Genomic DNA, 15,870 nt, shown 5'->3' with positions numbered 1-15,870 from the left:
GTTCGACCCCGAGCCATGCTCAATACGCTGCGCAAGATCGTCCAGGAAGTTAACTCCGCCAAGGATCTCAAGGCGGCGTTGGGGATTATTGTGTTGCGCGTCAAAGAGGCCATGGGCAGCCAGGTCTGCTCGGTCTACCTGCTTGACCCGGAAACCAATCGCTTCGTCCTGATGGCCACCGAGGGCTTGAACAAGCGCTCGATCGGCAAGGTCAGCATGGCCCCCAACGAGGGTCTGGTCGGTCTGGTCGGCACGCGTGAAGAACCCCTGAACCTGGAAAACGCTTCGGTTCACCCGCGCTATCGCTACTTCGCCGAAACCGGTGAAGAGCGTTACGCCTCGTTCCTTGGTGCACCGATCATTCACCACCGCCGCGTCGTCGGCGTGTTGGTCATCCAGCAGAAAGAACGCCGCCAGTTCGACGAAGGTGAAGAAGCCTTCCTCGTGACCATGAGCGCGCAGCTCGCCGGCGTAATCGCCCACGCCGAGGCCACCGGTTCGATCCGTGGTCTGGGCCGGCAGGGCAAGGGCATTCAGGAAGCCAAGTTCGTCGGCGTGCCGGGTTCGCCCGGTGCTGCCGTCGGTACCGCCGTGGTCATGCTGCCGCCGGCGGACCTGGACGTGGTGCCGGACAAGACCATCACCGACATCAACGCCGAGCTGGCGCTGTTCAAGACCGCCATCGAAGGCGTGCGCGCCGACATGCGCGCCTTGTCCGCCAAACTCGCGACCCAGCTGCGCCCGGAAGAGCGCGCGCTGTTCGACGTCTACCTGATGATGCTCGACGATGCCTCGCTGGGCAGCGAAATCACCACCGTGATCAAGACGGGGCAGTGGGCTCAGGGCGCGCTGCGTCAGGTGGTCACGGAACACGTCAACCGCTTCGAATTGATGGACGACGCTTACCTGCGCGAGCGCGCGTCGGACGTCAAAGACCTTGGCCGCCGCTTGCTCGCCTATCTGCAGGAAGAGCGCCAGCAGAATCTGGTCTACCCGGAAAAAACCATTCTGGTCAGCGAAGAGCTGACGCCGGCGATGCTCGGCGAGGTGCCGGAAGGCACGCTGGTCGGTCTGGTCTCGGTACTCGGTTCGGGTAACTCCCACGTCGCGATTCTGGCCCGGGCCATGGGCATTCCGACGGTGATGGGCCTGGTCGACCTGCCGTACGCCAAGGTCGATGGCATCGAAATGATCGTCGACGGCACCCGTGGCGAGGTCTACACCAACCCCAGCGAAGTACTGCGCAAGCAGTTTGCCGAGGTCGTTGAAGAAGAGAAACAACTGGCGCTGGGCCTCGATACCCTGCGCGACCTGCCGTGCGTGACCCTCGATGGTCACCGCATGCCGCTGTGGGTCAACACCGGCCTGCTCGCCGATGTGGCGCGGGCGCAGAAGCGTGGCGCCGAAGGGGTCGGTCTGTACCGCACCGAAGTGCCGTTCATGATCAACCAGCGCTTCCCGAGCGAGAAGGAACAACTGGCGATCTACCGCGAACAGCTCGCCGCGTTCCACCCGCAACCGGTGACCATGCGCAGCCTCGACATCGGCGGTGACAAATCGCTGTCGTACTTCCCGATCAAGGAAGACAACCCGTTCCTCGGCTGGCGCGGTATCCGCGTCACCCTCGACCACCCGGAAATCTTCCTCGTGCAGACGCGCGCGATGCTCAAGGCCAGCGAAGGCCTGAACAACCTGCGGATTCTGCTGCCGATGATCTCCGGCACCCACGAACTCGAAGAAGCCCTGCACCTGATCCACCGGGCCTGGGGCGAAGTGCGCGACGAAGGCACCGACGTGCCGATGCCGCCGATCGGCGTGATGATCGAAATCCCGGCAGCGGTGTACCAGACCAAGGAACTGGCGCGGATGGTCGACTTCCTCTCCGTCGGCTCCAACGACCTGACCCAGTACCTGCTGGCGGTAGACCGCAACAACCCGCGCGTCGCCGACCTCTACGACTATCTGCATCCGGCGGTGCTGCAAGCCCTGCAAACCGTCGTCACTGACGCCCATGCCGAAGGCAAACCGGTGAGCATCTGCGGCGAGATGGCCGGGGATCCGGCGGCGGCGGTGCTGTTGATGGCGATGGGCTTCGACAGCCTGTCGATGAACGCCACCAACCTGCCGAAGGTGAAGTGGATGTTGCGCCAAGTGAACCTGAGCAAGGCGCAGGAGATGCTGGCGGAACTGATGAAGATCGATAACCCGCAGGTTATCCACAGCTCGCTGCAACTGGCGCTGAAGAATCTCGGGTTGGCGAAGATGAATTCGCCGGTGGTGAACAAGGCCCTCTAAGATCAAAAGCCCCTCACCCTAGCCCTCTCCCAGAGGGAGAGGGGACTGATTGGGGGGTGCTCGGGAGCCACGCCGACCTGAAAGAGCGCTGCTGAATCCATAATCGACTCGATCTGGAAGTGCTGTCCCAATCCATAGTCAACTCGGTCTGGAAGTGCCGTACCAATCCATAATCAACTCGGTCTGTCAGGTCGATGTACCCCGCAAGACAGCTCGGTCGGCTCCCTCTCCCTCCGGGAGAGGGCTGGGGTGAGGGGCTGCTGTTAGACACAAACCTCAACTTCCCCTAGATGCCCCCCATACGGCCCAAAACTGCGCTCAACCATCCGCCGCGTGCCGTCCGCTTGTACGATCAACGCTGTACTCGCCCGCGTGCCATAACTCTGGCTGGCAATAAACACACTCGACAACAACGCTTCCGTCGCCATGCCTACCCCGGTATCCGGCAACTCCGCCTCGGGTGCGGTCTGCGCATCGCTCAGCAAGGCCAGCAAGCGCTCAGGCTGCGGATCGTCCAGTACCGCGCTCAACGCCGCCCTTGCCTTGAGCAGTTTTGGCCACGGTGTATCCAGTCCGGCATTGGATAACCCGTAAACCCCGGGCTGCAACATCACCGGCTCCGACGCCCGCGCATTGAAATGCCACAGCTCATGGGCATTGCCCAGCAGCAGATTGAAGCCAGCGTATTCGCCCGCACGGCCCACCACATCGCTCAAATAATCATCAATCGACAGATCGTCAGCAAGAAAGCGCGCCACCAGTTCGCCTCGGGATTTGGTCGCCGGTGGCTGTTGCGGATCGCGAATATTGGTCAGCGCGGCGAAGCGGCCGTTGGTGCCGATCCCCAACCAAGTGCCGCCGGCTTCAAGATCGCGCCCGGCATGCACATGCGGCGCCTCGGGCCACGGCGCCAATGGCAGGCTGGGGCGGGCGTAGAATTCGTCGCGGTTGGCCGCGACGATCAGCGGCTGGGCATGGCCCGGGCGCCAGGCGAAAACGATCAGGCACATAAGGTGGTCCTTGTGTGTTTTTTGCCCACTCTACGCATCCGGCGTCCGTGCATCCATCGCCAGTGGAGCAGAAGGCTGCGCATCCGTTAACATGCCGCTCCTGTTTTGCCGATGCGTGCTGGAGACGGTCATGGAATTTCTGCTCTACCTGGCGCTCGGCGCCTGTGCGGGCGTGCTCGCCGGGCTGTTTGGCGTCGGCGGCGGGATCATCATCGTCCCGGTGCTGGTGTTCAGCTTCACCCTGCAGGGCTTCGATCAGTCGATCCTCACGCACCTGGCGGTGGGCACGTCGCTGGCGACGATCATATTCACCTCGGTCAACGCCGTGCGTGAGCATCACCGCCGGGGCGCGGTGCGCTGGGCGATTTTTCGCTGGATGACCGTGGGTATCCTGCTCGGTGCCGGTTTCGGGGCGCTGACCGCAGAAGCCATCTCCGGGCCGAACCTGCAAAAGATCATCGGCGTGTTCGCTCTGGTGATCGCCGTGCAGTTGGCGCTGGATGTCAAACCCAAGGCCAGCCGCACGGTGCCGGGCAAACTCGGTCTGACCGCTGCCGGTACGGTGATTGGCTGGGCCTCGGCGATTTTCGGCATTGGTGGCGGCTCGCTGACCGTACCGTTTCTGACCTGGCGCAGCGTGCCGATGCAGCAAGCCGTGGCGACCTCGTCGGCCTGTGGCTTGCCGATCGCTCTGGCCAGTGCAGCAAGTTTCATGATTCTGGGGTGGCACGATCCGTTGTTGCCGGCCCATAGTCTCGGTTTTGTGTATTTGCCGGCATTGTTGGGCATCGCCCTGACCAGCATGGTCTTCGCCCGGCTCGGCGCGCGTCTGGCGCACAGATTGTCGCCGCGCTTGCTGAAAAGGCTGTTCGCCGCTTTGCTGTTCTGCGTGGGTCTGAGCTTTTTGCTCTGACCGCGTGGCAATCCTGGCTTAATCCTGAGGTGGCAGCGTCGCCCGGGAATTTCGCTTTCAACCTAACAAGGAGTCGCAATGCTGCCTTACCCGCAGATCGACCCGGTGGCCCTGGCCATCGGTCCGCTGAAAATCCACTGGTACGGTCTGATGTACCTGATCGGCATCGGCGGCGCGTGGCTGTTGGCGTCGCGCCGGCTCAACCGCTTCGACCCGACCTGGACCAAGGAGAAACTCTCCGATCTGGTGTTCTGGCTATCGATGGGCGTGATCGTCGGCGGCCGTCTGGGTTACGTGCTGTTCTATGACCTGAGCGCGTACCTGGCCAACCCGACGCTGATTTTCGAAGTGTGGAAGGGCGGCATGTCGTTCCACGGCGGATTCATCGGCGTGATGCTCGCGGCCTTGTGGTTCGGCAAGCGCAATGGCAAGTCGTTCTTCCAGCTGATGGACTTCGTCGCGCCGATGGTGCCGATCGGCCTGGGCGCCGGGCGCATCGGCAACTTCATCAACGCCGAGCTGTGGGGCAAGGCCACCGACGTGCCATGGGCGATGGTGTTCCCGCCGTTCAGCGATCCGGCGCAATTGCCGCGTCACCCGTCGCAGCTGTACCAGTTCGCCCTCGAAGGCGTGGCGCTGTTCCTGATCCTGTGGATCTTCTCGCGCAAACCGCGCCCGACCATGGCGGTCTCCGGCATGTTCGCGCTGTTCTACGGCATCTTCCGTTTCATCGTCGAGTTCGTCCGTGTGCCTGACGCGCAGTTGGGCTATCTGGCGTGGAACTGGCTGACCATGGGTCAGGTGCTCTGCGTGCCGATGATTGTCGGCGGGCTGTTGCTGATCTGGCTGGCCTATCGTCGCGCCCCGGCAGCGCCGCTCGCGCCGACGGCTTAAACTACGAACCCCGGCGCGCGACGCCGGGGCTCCAAGGACACAGGTAACTCATGAAGCAATATCTCGAACTGGTCTCGCACGTCATTCAGAACGGCACCAAGCAGGCCAACCGCACCGGCATCAACACCATCAGTTTTCCGGGAGCGATGCTGCGTTTCGATCTGCAGGAAGGTTTCCCGGCGATCACTACGCGCAAGATGGCTTTCAAATCGGCCATCGGCGAGATGTGCGGCTTTCTGCGTGGCGTCAACAACGCCGCTGAATTCCGCGCGCTGGGCTGCAAGGTCTGGGACCAGAACGCCAACGAAAACGCGCAGTGGCTGGCCAACCCGTTCCGTCAGGGCGACGACGACCTCGGTGAAATCTACGGCGTGCAATGGCGCAAGTGGCCGGCGTACAAGCAGATCCCGCTGAGCAACACTGCTGCCATCGAACAGACCCTGAGCAACGGCTACAAGCAGATCGCTCAGGGCGAAGAAGACGGCCAGGCCTACGTCGTGCTGTACAAGGCAATCGACCAGGTACGCCAGTGCGTCGACACGATCATCAAGGATCCGGGCAGCCGGCGCATTCTGTTCCACGGCTGGAATTGCGCCCAGCTCGATGAAATGGCCCTGCCGCCATGCCATCTGCTGTACCAGTTCCACCCGAACGTCGAGACCAAGGAAATCTCCCTGACTCTCTACATCCGCTCCAATGATCTGGGCCTGGGCACGCCATTCAACCTCACCGAAGGCGCCGCGCTGCTGAGCCTGATCGGTCGCCTGACCGGTTACACGCCGCGCTGGTTCACCTATTTCATCGGTGATGCCCACGTCTACGAAAACCACCTGGACATGCTCAACGAACAGCTCAAGCGCGAGCCGTTTGCCATGCCGAAACTGAAGATCTCCGACCGCGTGCCGGAGTTTGCCAAGACCGGTGTGTATCAGCCGGAGTGGCTGGAACTGGTCGAGCCGAGCGACTTCTCGCTGGAAGGCTATGAGCACCATCCACCGATGACCGCGCCGATGGCGGTCTAAACCACACCGCAATATCCCTGTGGGAGCGAGCCTGCTCGCGAAGAGGGCGTGTCAGTCGCAGATGTGTCGACTGATACACCGCTTTCGCGAGCAGGCTCGCTCCCACATTTGGTTGTGTGTTGGGCTCAGTGGCCGTGGCTACGGCCGACGTGGGAATGCTCAACTTCGGTTGCAACAACCCCGCCACTGACTTCCAGCCGCTGCAAGATCCCGCATTGATCCGACTCCGGCCCTTCGCCACAGCGTTGGCGCAGGTCGAGCAGTTGTGTCTGCAAGGCCAGCAAGCCATCAATCCGCGCTTTCACATGCTGTATGTGCTCGTCGATCAGCGCATTGACGCTCTCGCACTGATCCTGCGGGCTGTCGCGCAGGGCGAGGAGGCTGCGGATTTCTTCGAGGGTCATGTCGAGGGTGCGGCAGTTGCGGATGAAGGTCAGGCGCTCGGCGTGGGCCTGGGTGTAGACGCGGTAGTTGCCGTCGCTGCGCGCCGGTTCCGGCAGGAGGTTTTCGCGCTCGTAGTAGCGGATGGTTTCAACCGCACAGTAGGTGAGTTTCGCCAGTTCGCCGATCTTCATGACGGCCATCTCCAAAAGGGTGCTTGACCCTATAGTGGCTACAGGGTCTTTACTTGGCAACAGGCACCTTCATGGACGCGACCAATGAGCGATTCCCTGCACACCCACAAGCCCGGCGACGGCCACGATCACAGTCATAAATTGCAGCCGGTGCATAAACATTCGCACGGCGGCGATTCCTGCTGCGCTTCGAAAGCTGCGCCGGCCCCGGTTCATGCGCACGAAGATTCCTGCTGCTCGTCGAAAGCCGCAGCGCCTGCCTTGGTGCAATTGAGCGAAAAGACCAGCGCAGACGCGCGCCTGAGCAGCTTCCGCATCGAGGCGATGGACTGCCCGACCGAGCAGACGCTGATCCAGAACAAGCTCGGCAAGCTGGCCGGCGTGCAGCAGCTGGAATTCAACCTGATCAACCGCGTGCTTGGCGTGACCCACAATCTGCCGGGCACCGAGCCGATCACCGAAGCGATCAAGTCCCTCGGCATGCACGCCGAGCCGCTGGAGGCGGGCGTCGATGCGCCGGCACCGGCTGCGGTGAAAAAACACTGGTGGCCACTGGCGCTATCCGGTGTGACCGCGCTGGGCGCCGAAGTCATCCACTTCACCAGCGCTGCCCCCGACTGGGTGGTGGCGATTGTTGCGCTGGTGTCGATCCTCAGCGGCGGCCTCGGCACTTATAAAAAGGGCTGGATCGCCCTGAAGAACCGCAATCTCAACATCAACGCGCTGATGAGCATTGCGGTGACCGGTGCCATCCTCATCGGCCAATGGCCGGAAGCGGCGATGGTGATGTTCCTCTTCACTGTCGCCGAGCTGATCGAAGCGCGCTCGCTGGATCGCGCGCGCAATGCGATCAGCGGCCTGATGCAGATGACCCCGGAGCAGGCCACGGTATTGCAGGCCGACGGCAGCTGGCGCGAACAAGAGGTAAAAAGCGTCGAACTGGGCGCCCGCGTGCGGGTGAAACCCGGCGAGCGCATCGCCCTGGACGGCACGGTGGTCAGCGGCAACTCGACCATCGACCAGGCGCCGATAACCGGTGAAAGCCTGCCGGTGGAAAAAACTGTCGGCGATAAAGTCTTCGCTGGCACCATCAATCAGGCCGGTTCGCTGGAATACACGGTGACCGCTGCGGCGAACAACTCAACGCTGGCGCGGATCATTCACGCCGTCGAACAGGCCCAGGGCGCACGGGCACCGACGCAGCGTTTCGTTGACCAATTCTCGAAAATCTACACCCCGGCGGTATTCGTCTTCGCCTTGGCCGTGGCGATCATCCCGCCGTTGTTCATGGGCGCGGCGTGGTTCGACTGGATCTACCGCGCGCTGGTGCTGCTGGTGGTGGCCTGTCCGTGCGCACTGGTGATTTCCACCCCGGTGACCATCGTCAGCGGCCTCGCGGCGGCGGCGCGCAAGGGCATTCTGGTCAAGGGCGGCGTGTATCTGGAAGGCGGCTTCAAGCTCGATTATCTGGCGCTGGACAAGACCGGCACGATCACCCACGGCAAACCGGTGCAGACCGATTACCTGTCGCTCGAGCCGACCGCAGACGCCACGGCACCGGCCATCGCCGCCGCGCTGGCCGGGCGCTCCGATCACCCAGTGTCGCTGGCGATTGCCAGTGCCGCTGTGGTTAAAAGTTTCGCCGCGCTGACTGTGGATAACTTCGCCGCGCTAGGCGGGAGGGGCGTCAAAGGTGATATCAACGGCAAGACCTATCATCTTGGCAACCATCGTCTGGTTGAAGAATTGGGCCTGTGCTCGCCGCAACTGGAAGAGAAGCTGTTCGCGCTGGAAAAGCAGGGCAAATCCGTGGTTCTGCTGCTCGACAGCGCAGGCCCACTGGCGCTGTTCGCCGTGGCCGACACGGTCAAGGACACCAGCCGCGAAGCGATTCGTCAGTTGCATGAACTCGGGGTGAAAACCCTGATGCTGACCGGCGACAACGTCCACACCGCGCAAGCGATTGCCGCCCAGGTCGGGATCGACGAGGCGCGCGGCGACTTGCTGCCGACCGACAAGCTGCAAGCCATTGAAGATCTGTACAAGCAGGGCTACCGGGTCGGCATGGTCGGCGATGGCATCAACGACGCCCCGGCACTGGCCCGCGCCGAGATCGGTTTCGCCATGGCCGCGGCTGGCACCGACACGGCGATCGAAACCGCCGATGTCGCCCTGATGGACGACGATCTGCGCAAGATCCCTGCGTTCATCAGCCTGTCGCGCAACACCGCGAGTATCCTCAAACAGAACATCGCACTGGCGCTGGTGATCAAGGCGATCTTTCTTGCGGTAACCTTCGCCGGGCTGGCCACCATGTGGATGGCGGTATTTGCCGATATGGGCGTAAGCCTGCTGGTGGTATTCAACGGTTTGCGCCTGCTGCGCAAATAGATGAGGAAAGAGTGTGCTGAGTGCCGAGCTGAAAGCGTTTTACATGGTCGCCCGCCTGGGCAGCATCACGCTGGCGGCGAAAAAACTCGGCCTCAGCCAACCGACCGTGACCACGCAGATCCGCAATCTGGAGAGTCAGTATTCGGTGGAGTTGTTCTACCGTGGCGGGCGCCGTTTAAGCGTCAGTGACGAAGGCGCGCGCTTGCTGCCGATGGTCAAGACCCTGTTGCAGCAAGAGGCGGACATCGAGTTTTTCCTGCGCAACAGTGGGCAGGTCCAGGGCACGCTGCGCATTGCCGCGACGGCGCCGTATTACATCCTCGATCTGGTGAAGACCTTCCGCGAGCGTTTGCCACAGGTGGAGGTTTCGGTGGAAATCGGCAACTCGCAGCAGGTGCTGGAAGCGCTGGAGGATTACCGCGTGGATGTCGCGGCGTCGTCGCAGCTGCTCGACGATACGCGGTTGATTCGCCGGGTGCTCGGCACTGATCCGCTGGTGCTGGCGGTGCATCGCAATCATCCGTTGGCCTCGCTTGAGCATGTGACGTTGAATGCGCTGGCCGGGCATACGTTGTTGATGCGCGAGTCGGGTTCGACCACGCGGCGGTTGACCGAAGAGTTGCTGGCCAGCGCCGGAGTAAGCTTCGGGCCGTTGCTGGAGATCGGCAGCCGCGAGTCGATTCGCGAGGCGGTGCTGCGCAATATCGGCATCAGCATCATCGCGCGGCAGGAAGTGCCGCATGATCCGCAACTGCGCGTGCTGACCATCGAGAATGCACCGCAGATTCCGGAGTATCTGTATTGCCTCAAAGAGAGGAAGGGCGCGCGTCTGCCGGCGGCGTTTCTCGGCTTGGCACAAGAGATGTCTCCGGCATGAGACCTTCAATGTCTGAAAAGGCCTCTTCGCGAGCAGGCTCGCTCCCACATTGGATTTGGGTTGTGAACACGATCCCCTGTGGGAGCGAGCCTGCTCGCGAAGGCGTCACCCCAGGCAAAACACAATCTGAACCAAAATCCCCGAATACCACTATCAGCCGTTTTTGCCTCGCTGCCACATGACGGACGCATTACAACTCTAGGATTGGCCTCATCCGTTTGATGAGGCCTGTCCATGAATCCTGCCATCGCAACTGCCCTGACCAACCCCGGCGCGCCGATGAAAGTGCGCGGCGTGCACAAGCGTTTCGGTGCGTTCACTGCGCTGGACAACGTCTCCCTCGATGTCGCCGCCGGCGAACTGGTGTGCCTGCTCGGCCCGTCGGGCTGTGGCAAGACCACGCTGCTGCGCTGCATTGCCGGTCTGGAGCGGCAGGACAGCGGCGAGTTGTACCTGGGCGATCGCGATGTCTCGCACCTTGCCCCGCAAGCGCGGGATTACGGGATTCTGTTCCAGTCCTACGCGTTGTTTCCCAATCTGACGGTCGAGGCGAACATTGCCTACGGCCTCGCCGGCAGCGGGCGCGATGAAGTGCGCCGGCGTGTCGGTCAGATGCTGGAACTGGTGGGCCTCAGCGGCAGTGAGAAAAAGTACCCAGGCCAATTGTCCGGCGGTCAGCAACAGCGAGTAGCGCTCGCTCGCGCATTGGCGCCGGCGCCGTCACTGCTGTTGCTCGACGAACCAATGTCGGCCCTCGACGCGCGGGTGCGCGAGCATCTGTGCACCGAGCTGCGTCAGCTGCAACGCAACCTCGGCATCACTACGCTGATGGTCACGCACAATCAGGACGAAGCGATGTTGATGGCCGACCGCATCGCGGTAATGAACAACGGCCGGGTCGAGCAGTACGCCACGCCGCAGGAAATCTACAACCGCCCCGCCACGCCGTTCGTGGCCGAGTTTGTCGGCCAGGGCAACTGGCTGCCGTTCCAGCGCAGCAGCGACAGTCACGCCCAGGTCGGCGGGATGAATCTGCGTCTGGCCGATGGCAGCGTGCACGGCGCTTCGGGTCGACTGTTCTGCCGCCCGGAGGCGATCAACGTCAATCCGCTGGTGCACGAAGAGAACCTGTTCCCGGCCAAGGTTCGCGAAATCACCTTCCTCGGCAATCGTTGCCGGATGAGCTTCGAACTCGATCAACTTCCGGGCCACGCGCTGCTTGCCGAACTCGCCCCGGAGGCCATGCCGCGCCTCGGCGCGCAGCAGATCATGGTTGCCTTGCCGCCGCGCAGTTTGCAGGTGTTCGCCTGATGAACAGCAACCTCGCGCTGCCGCTACCGCACAAGCAGGTGCGACAGTCCTCGAAAGCCGAGATCGGTGATCGCCTGTTCGTGGTGGGCGGCAAAGTCCTCCTGCTGGTGTTGCTCGGCCTCGCGGTGCTGTTGCCGTTGCTGGCGATCTTCTGGCGCGGTTTCAGCAATGACGCCGGGCAGGGGGGTGGCTGGCTCGCGGCGAAGGAGTTGGTGACCAGCGCCAATTTCCACTGGCTGCTCGGCAACAGCCTGAAAGTGTCCCTCAGCGTTGCGGCCATTGTCGTACCGCTGGCCTACCTGTTTGCCTACGCGCTGCAACGCACGCTGATTCCGGGCAAAGGCATCTGGCGCGGGATTTCCCTGCTGCCGCTGATGGCGCCGTCGATGCTGCCGGGGATTGCCCTGGTCTATCTGTTCGGCAATCAGGGCATGTTGCGTGGGCTGCTCTCGGACAATATCTATGGCTTCTGGGGCATTGTGCTGGGCGAGGTGATCTACACCTTTCCTCATGCCCTGATGATTTTGCTCTCGGCATTGTCGCTGGCCGATGCACGTCTGTTCGATGCCGCGTCGAGCATGGGCGCCAGTCCGGCCAAGGCGTTTCGCAGCATCACCTGGCCGGCGACCCGCCAGGCGGTGTTCGCCGCGTTCTGTCTGGTGTTCACCCTGACCATCACCGATTTTGGTGTGCCAGTGGTGGTCGGTGGCGACTATCAGGTGTTGGCGCTGGAAGCCTATAAAGCCGTGGTCGGTCAGCAGCAATTCGGTCGCGGCGCCTTGATCGGCATGGTGTTGTTGCTGCCGGCGCTGTTCAGCTTCGGCGTCGATGCGTGGTTGCGTCGGGGTCACGGCGACTCCATGAGCGGGCGCGCGCAGGTGTTCAAGCCGCTGCCGTCCAGGCTGCGCGATGGCTGCTATCTGGCGATTGTTTTGCTGATCTGCGCCGCGTTGCTGTTGGTATTCGGCATGGCAGTGTTCTCCTCGCTGGTGAAGTTCTGGCCGTACAACCTGTCGCTGTCGCTCAACCACTATCAGTTCAACGAGACCGCCGGCGGTGGCTGGCTCGCCTACAGCAACAGTCTGAAAATGGCGCTGGGCACCGCGCTGATTGGCAGCGTGCTGATTTTCACTGGTGCCTATCTGATGGAGAAAACCAGCACTCAGCGCGGGCTCAACCTGGCTTTGCGCATGCTCAGCTTCGTGCCGATGGCGGTGCCGGGGCTGGTGCTTGGCCTGGGTTACGTTTTCTTCTTCAACCTCAGCGGCAATCCGCTGCATGTGCTCTACGGGACGATGACGCTGCTGATCGTCTGCACCATTGCGCACTATCTGACCACCGCACAAATGACCGCGACCACCGCGCTGCGCCAGCTCGACGCCGAGTTCGAAGCGGCGGCGCTGTCGCTGAAGGCGCCGCTGTACCGGCATTACCTGCGCGTCACCGTGCCGATCTGCCTGCCGGCGCTGCTGGACATCGTGCGCTACCTGTTCGTCTCGGCGATGACCACGGTTTCCGCCGCGATCTTCCTCTACAGCCCCGACACCATTCTCGCGGCGGTGGCGGTGCTGAACATGGACGACGCCGGCAACGTCGGCGGTGCGGCGGCGATGTCGACCCTGATTCTGTTCACCTCGGCCGGCGTGTCGCTGCTGCTGGCGTGGGCTTCGCGCGGCTTGCTGCGCCGTTCTCAAGCCTGGCGGCAAACCGCGCCCGGTCACTGATTCAACTCACCTACAGGAAAACGCTCATGTTCAAGCCTATGGCCCTGGCCGCTGCTGTGCTCGCGACTTTCAGCCTGAATGCCTTCGCGGCAAAAACCGAGTTGACGGTGTACACCGCCCTCGAAGCCGAACAACTGAAGTCCTACAAGGAGGCTTTTGAAAAGGCCAACCCGGACGTCGAGATCAAATGGGTGCGCGATTCCACCGGGATCATCACCGCCAAACTGCTCGCCGAAAAAGCCCGCCCGCAGGCCGACGCGGTATGGGGCCTGGCCGCGTCGAGCCTTGCGATCCTCGATCAGCAAGGCATGCTGCAAAGCTATGCACCGAAAGATCTCGGCAAGATCGGCGCGAACTACCGCGACGCCGCCAACCCGCCAGCCTGGGTCGGCATGGATGTGTGGGCCGCGACCATTTGCTTCAACACTGTCGAGGCCGAGAAGCAGGGGCTGAGCAAACCGGTGAGCTGGCAGGACCTGACCAAGCCTGAGTACAAGGGCAAGATCGTCATGCCCAACCCGGCGTCGTCCGGCACTGGTTTCCTCGACGTGAGCGCCTGGCTGCAAACCTTCGGCGAGAAGCAAGGCTGGGCGTATATGGACGGCCTGCACCAGAACATCGGCCAGTACGTCCACTCCGGTTCCAAGCCTTGCAAGCTGGCGGCGGCGGGGGAGTTTCCGATCGGGATTTCCTTTGAATATCCAGCCGTACAGCTGAAACGCCAGGGCGCGCCGCTGGACATCATCCTGCCGAAGGAAGGTCTGGGCTGGGAGATCGAAGCGACAGCGGTGATCAAAGGCACACCGCATGAAGAAGCGGCGAAGAAACTCGCTGATTTCTCCGCCAGCGCCGAGGCGATGGATCTGTACAAGGAAAACTTCGCCGTGCTCGCCCAGCCGGGGATTGCCAAGCCGCAGACCGAATTGCCGGCCGACTATGAGCAGCGTCTGATCAAGAACGACTTTGCCTGGGCCTCGAAGAATCGCGACGAGATCCTGGCTGAATGGCGCAAGCGGTATGACGGCAAGTCCGAGAAAGTTGTCGCCAAGTAAGATCTTTATCGACTGACAAGGCCCCATCGCGAGCAGGCTCGCTCCCACAGTTGCAATGCTGTCCCCTGTGGGAGCGAGCCTGCTCGCGAAAGCGGTTTCTCATTCAGAGCACCTCTACATGACACAACCCAAAGACCTGCTCATCATCGGCGCCGGCATCCTCGGTCTGTCCCACGCCTATGCCGCCGCCAAGCGCGGCCTCAAGGTCGCGGTATTCGAACGCACCGCCACGCCCCTCGGCGCTTCGGTGCGCAACTTCGGCCAGGCGCTGGTGACCGGTCAGCCGCCCGGCATCATGCTCGAACTGGCCAAGGCCAGCCGCGAGATCTGGGGCGACTGGGCGCAACTTGCCGGCCTGCAGGTCAAGCGCAACGGCTCATACCTGTTCGCCCGCAGCGAGGCCGAAGAACACCTGCTCGAAGCCTTCTGCGCCGGCCGCGCGGTCGAGCATGGCTACAACGTCGAGCTGCTGCGCGGCGCGGCGTTGCGTGATCTGTATGGCGGCCAGTTCAGCCATCACCGCGCCGCGCTGCACGGTATCGATGATCAGCAGTTGTACTCGCGCGAAGCGATTCCGGCGCTGATCGACTACTTGCGCCGTGACCTCGGCGTCGAGTTTCACTTTTCCACGCTGGTGCGCGACGTCGAGCCGGGGCGTCTGCACAGCACCGCCGGCAGTTTTACCGGCAAGCAGATCATCGTCTGCTCCGGCCACGATTATCAGACCCTGCTGGCCGAGCCGATTGCCGCGCTCAATCCGCAGATCTGTCGTTTGCAAATGCTCCGCGCCAGACCGCAGGCCGGTCTCAATCTGCAACACGCCGTGCTCACCGGCCTGAGCTGCGTGCACTACGGCGCTTTCGCCGATCTGCCGGAAGCCGCAGCGGTGCAGGCGCAGATTCTCCGTGAACAACCGCACCTGCACGCCAACGGCATTCACCTGCTGATCAGCCCGACGCCGTATGGTGAGTTGATCATCGGCGATTCGCATCATTACGGCAGCGATGCGTCACCGTTCAATGCCGAACAGGTCGACAACTGGATGCTCGAACTCGCCGAGCAGACCCTGGGCTGCCAGGTGCAAGTGGTCGAACGCTGGCAGGGCGTCTATGGTGCTCGTGGGCCGGCGCCGTTTTCATTCCTGCGCCCGGCACCGGGCCTGAGCGTGGCGCTGATGCACACCGGCGTCGGCATGAGCGTCGGCCCGGCGCTGGCGGAACGCAACATCGCGCAATTACTGGAGGAGGCATGAACCACGAACAGGTGATCGCCCGGGTGTTCGGCCTGTATGAACGCTTCGGCGCCAGCGATTACATCGGCGAACCGGTGTCGCAGCTCGAGCACATGTCCCAGGCCGCCGAGCTGGCGATGGCCGAAGGCTGTGACGATGAAGTAGTGCTGGCGGCGTTCTTTCATGACATCGGCCATTTGTGTGCCGAGGGCGCGGAAAACATGGGCGGTTATGGCGTGGTCAGCCATGAACGGCTCGGTGCCGATTATCTGCGTGAGGCAGGTTTCAGCGAACGGCTGGCGCGGCTGGTGGAATATCACGTTCAGGCCAAACGCTATCTGACCTTGCGCGAGCCGGGCTATTACGCGCGGTTGAGTGAGGCGAGTCGGCGCACGCTGGAATATCAGGGCGGGGTAATGTGCGCGGCTGAGGCGGATGCGTTCGAGGCTGATCCGTTGTGTGCGCTGAGTTTGCGCATGCGGCGCTGGGATGAGTTGGCGAAGGAGGTTGCGGTGCCGCTGGTGGATCTGAGTGTGTTAAAGCGCAAGGCTGAGAAATTGTTGTCGGCTGAGTGA

13 protein-coding genes are annotated in these 15,870 nt (G+C 62.5%); 11 read left to right on the top strand and 2 right to left on the bottom strand.

The window, feature by feature from the left end; translation table 11 throughout:
• The first annotated feature begins 15 nt into the window (after nucleotides 1–15).
• Nucleotides 16–2,295 carry a phosphoenolpyruvate--protein phosphotransferase gene (gene ptsP, locus PspCFBP13508_RS09890; protein ID WP_064364717.1) on the top strand — a complete coding sequence of 760 codons (2,280 nt, stop codon included), beginning with the start codon at nucleotides 16–18 and terminating at the stop codon, nucleotides 2,293–2,295.
• Between the two features lie 263 nt (nucleotides 2,296–2,558).
• On the opposite strand, the gene PspCFBP13508_RS09885 is transcribed toward ptsP, so the two are convergent.
• Nucleotides 2,559–3,305 carry an NRDE family protein gene (locus PspCFBP13508_RS09885; protein ID WP_137214338.1) on the bottom strand — a complete coding sequence of 249 codons (747 nt, stop codon included), beginning with the start codon at nucleotides 3,303–3,305 and terminating at the stop codon, nucleotides 2,559–2,561.
• 130 nt (nucleotides 3,306–3,435) lie between these two features.
• On the opposite strand from PspCFBP13508_RS09885, the gene PspCFBP13508_RS09880 reads away from it, so the two are divergent.
• The 3 genes from PspCFBP13508_RS09880 to PspCFBP13508_RS09870 all read left to right on the top strand — a co-directional run bounded on the left by PspCFBP13508_RS09880 (nucleotide 3,436) and on the right by PspCFBP13508_RS09870 (nucleotide 6,134).
• Nucleotides 3,436–4,218 (top strand): sulfite exporter TauE/SafE family protein, encoded by a 783-nt coding sequence (locus PspCFBP13508_RS09880; protein ID WP_016772682.1) that lies wholly within the window; start codon nucleotides 3,436–3,438, stop codon nucleotides 4,216–4,218.
• A gap of 78 nt (nucleotides 4,219–4,296) precedes the next feature.
• A complete protein-coding gene (lgt, locus tag PspCFBP13508_RS09875; RefSeq protein WP_016772683.1) occupies nucleotides 4,297–5,112 on the top strand; it encodes a prolipoprotein diacylglyceryl transferase in 816 nt (271 codons plus the stop codon).
• A 50-nt stretch (nucleotides 5,113–5,162) separates the two neighbouring features.
• Nucleotides 5,163–6,134, top strand: a complete 972-nt coding sequence (locus tag PspCFBP13508_RS09870) for a thymidylate synthase (RefSeq protein WP_016772684.1) — start codon at nucleotides 5,163–5,165, stop codon at nucleotides 6,132–6,134.
• A gap of 125 nt (nucleotides 6,135–6,259) precedes the next feature.
• Here PspCFBP13508_RS09870 and cadR read toward each other — a convergent pair whose 3' ends face one another.
• The gene (cadR, locus tag PspCFBP13508_RS09865) at nucleotides 6,260–6,709 is read right to left on the bottom strand and encodes a Cd(II)/Pb(II)-responsive transcriptional regulator (RefSeq protein ID WP_137214337.1); all 450 of its coding nucleotides are present in this window, start codon (nucleotides 6,707–6,709) and stop codon (nucleotides 6,260–6,262) included.
• Between the two features lie 84 nt (nucleotides 6,710–6,793).
• Here cadR and PspCFBP13508_RS09860 point away from each other — a divergent pair, with 84 nt between their 5' ends.
• From PspCFBP13508_RS09860 to PspCFBP13508_RS09830, 7 genes are all read left to right on the top strand, one after another.
• Nucleotides 6,794–9,100 carry a heavy metal translocating P-type ATPase gene (locus tag PspCFBP13508_RS09860; protein ID WP_137214336.1) on the top strand — a complete coding sequence of 769 codons (2,307 nt, stop codon included), beginning with the start codon at nucleotides 6,794–6,796 and terminating at the stop codon, nucleotides 9,098–9,100.
• Between the two features lie 13 nt (nucleotides 9,101–9,113).
• The gene (locus tag PspCFBP13508_RS09855; protein WP_137214335.1) at nucleotides 9,114–9,977 is read left to right on the top strand and encodes a LysR family transcriptional regulator; all 864 of its coding nucleotides are present in this window, start codon (nucleotides 9,114–9,116) and stop codon (nucleotides 9,975–9,977) included.
• 234 nt (nucleotides 9,978–10,211) lie between these two features.
• On the top strand, nucleotides 10,212–11,288 hold the full coding sequence (locus PspCFBP13508_RS09850) for a putative 2-aminoethylphosphonate ABC transporter ATP-binding protein (RefSeq protein WP_130911882.1): 1,077 nt from the start codon (nucleotides 10,212–10,214) through the stop codon (nucleotides 11,286–11,288).
• Nucleotides 11,288–13,012, top strand: coding sequence for a putative 2-aminoethylphosphonate ABC transporter permease subunit (locus tag PspCFBP13508_RS09845; protein WP_137214334.1), 1,725 nt, complete (start codon nucleotides 11,288–11,290; stop codon nucleotides 13,010–13,012). The genes PspCFBP13508_RS09850 and PspCFBP13508_RS09845 overlap by 1 nt, the downstream gene beginning before the upstream one ends.
• A 26-nt stretch (nucleotides 13,013–13,038) precedes the next feature.
• Nucleotides 13,039–14,064 carry a putative 2-aminoethylphosphonate ABC transporter substrate-binding protein gene (locus PspCFBP13508_RS09840; protein ID WP_042606530.1) on the top strand — a complete coding sequence of 342 codons (1,026 nt, stop codon included), beginning with the start codon at nucleotides 13,039–13,041 and terminating at the stop codon, nucleotides 14,062–14,064.
• Nucleotides 14,065–14,182: 118 nt separating this feature from the next.
• Nucleotides 14,183–15,316 (top strand): TIGR03364 family FAD-dependent oxidoreductase, encoded by a 1,134-nt coding sequence (locus PspCFBP13508_RS09835; protein ID WP_137214333.1) that lies wholly within the window; start codon nucleotides 14,183–14,185, stop codon nucleotides 15,314–15,316.
• Nucleotides 15,313–15,870, top strand: coding sequence for a phosphonate degradation HD-domain oxygenase (locus PspCFBP13508_RS09830; RefSeq protein WP_137214332.1), 558 nt, complete (start codon nucleotides 15,313–15,315; stop codon nucleotides 15,868–15,870). Before PspCFBP13508_RS09835 ends, PspCFBP13508_RS09830 begins: the two co-directional genes overlap by 4 nt.

The organism is Pseudomonas sp. CFBP13508 (assembly GCF_005233515.1).
Taxonomy (GTDB): Bacteria; Pseudomonadota; Gammaproteobacteria; order Pseudomonadales; family Pseudomonadaceae; genus Aquipseudomonas; species Aquipseudomonas mercuritolerans.
Note: the sequence above shows the minus strand (reverse complement) of the source record. Positions and strands in the feature narration are given on the sequence as shown.

Coding starts and splice junctions, on each gene's coding strand:
- PspCFBP13508_RS09835 (WP_137214333.1), top strand. CDS start 14,183: ATGACACAACCCAAAGACCTGCTCATCATCGGCGCCGGCATCCTCGGT.
- PspCFBP13508_RS09870 (WP_016772684.1), top strand. CDS start 5,163: ATGAAGCAATATCTCGAACTGGTCTCGCACGTCATTCAGAACGGCACC.
- PspCFBP13508_RS09880 (WP_016772682.1), top strand. CDS start 3,436: ATGGAATTTCTGCTCTACCTGGCGCTCGGCGCCTGTGCGGGCGTGCTC.
- cadR (WP_137214337.1), bottom strand. CDS start 6,709: ATGAAGATCGGCGAACTGGCGAAACTCACCTACTGTGCGGTTGAAACC.
- lgt (WP_016772683.1), top strand. CDS start 4,297: ATGCTGCCTTACCCGCAGATCGACCCGGTGGCCCTGGCCATCGGTCCG.
- PspCFBP13508_RS09860 (WP_137214336.1), top strand. CDS start 6,794: ATGAGCGATTCCCTGCACACCCACAAGCCCGGCGACGGCCACGATCAC.
- PspCFBP13508_RS09885 (WP_137214338.1), bottom strand. CDS start 3,305: ATGTGCCTGATCGTTTTCGCCTGGCGCCCGGGCCATGCCCAGCCGCTG.
- ptsP (WP_064364717.1), top strand. CDS start 16: ATGCTCAATACGCTGCGCAAGATCGTCCAGGAAGTTAACTCCGCCAAG.
- PspCFBP13508_RS09850 (WP_130911882.1), top strand. CDS start 10,212: ATGAATCCTGCCATCGCAACTGCCCTGACCAACCCCGGCGCGCCGATG.
- PspCFBP13508_RS09840 (WP_042606530.1), top strand. CDS start 13,039: ATGTTCAAGCCTATGGCCCTGGCCGCTGCTGTGCTCGCGACTTTCAGC.
- PspCFBP13508_RS09845 (WP_137214334.1), top strand. CDS start 11,288: ATGAACAGCAACCTCGCGCTGCCGCTACCGCACAAGCAGGTGCGACAG.
- PspCFBP13508_RS09830 (WP_137214332.1), top strand. CDS start 15,313: ATGAACCACGAACAGGTGATCGCCCGGGTGTTCGGCCTGTATGAACGC.